The 1,025-nt window shown below is 61.5% G+C and carries 1 protein-coding gene; it reads left to right on the top strand.

Annotated elements, in window-relative coordinates; all coding sequences use genetic code 11:
- Positions 1-82: 82 nt before the first annotated feature.
- A partial coding sequence (locus L3N39_RS18845) for an IS481 family transposase (RefSeq protein ID WP_237258963.1) occupies positions 83-1,025 on the top strand: 943 nt, incomplete at its 3' end.

Here is a 1,025-nt window from a genome sequence, read left to right as displayed (position 1 = left end):
TGTGATCTCTCAGTAGGTTGTTCATCCGGGGCATACCCGGAATTCTGGAAGTGCGACCAACCATGCCTTCCAGGAGCCCCGGATGAACCTGCATAAACATGCCCGCCTTACACCTCGCGGTCGAGCCCTTCTTGTTCAACGTATCGAGCAAGGTTTACGTGTCGAAGATGCCGCACAAGCTGCAGGCGTAAGCGTTCGGACGGCCTACAAGTGGCTCAAGCGTTTTCGAGAGGAAGGTGAGGCCGGCCTGCAAGATCGTTCGTCGCGACCGCGGTTCTGCCCGCATGCCACCCCGGACGCTCTGCTTGATAGCCTTGTCGAGCAGCGTCGGGCACGCAGAACCTATCGACAGATAGCCGACGACCTGGGTTTGGCCGTCAGCACGGTGGCGCGTCGCCTCAGACAGCTCGGTTTGCATCGCCTGGCAGAACTGGAGCCTGCCCCACCGGTGCTGCGCTACGAGTACGCGAAGCCCGGTGATCTGCTGCATCTGGACATCAAGAAGTTGGGGCGCTTCCGCCAACCCGGCCACCGCGTGACGGGCAACCGTCAGCAGAACTCGGACGGTGCGGGCTGGGAGTTCGTCCATGTGGCCATCGATGATGCCAGTCGAATAGCGTTTAGCTCCTTGCATCCTGATGAGCGCGGCACCAGCGCCAGCCGCGCGCTTCTGCAGGCGCTGCGCTACTACCGAAGCCTCGGTATACGGGTTAGTCGCATCATGACCGACAACGGCGTCTGCTACCGATCCAAGCGCTTCCGCCGCCTGGTGCACAGACTTGGCTTGCGCCATCTCTGGACCAAGCCCTACACACCGCGCACCAATGGCAAGGCTGAACGCTTCATCCAGACCAGCCTGCGTGAGTGGGCATATGCACGCAGCTACGAAAACTCCGAGCAACGCGCCGCCCATCTGCTGCCGTGGCTGCACCGATATAACTGGCACAGGCCTCATGCCAGCCTCGGCTACCGGCCTCCCATCAGCCGCGCTCCGCTTCCACTGAACAACGTAGTGGGTTTACACA

This window comes from Pseudomonas oligotrophica (assembly GCF_021726475.1).
Classification (GTDB): domain Bacteria; phylum Pseudomonadota; class Gammaproteobacteria; order Pseudomonadales; family Pseudomonadaceae; genus Stutzerimonas; species Stutzerimonas oligotrophica.
Note: the sequence above shows the minus strand (reverse complement) of the source record. Positions and strands in the feature narration are given on the sequence as shown.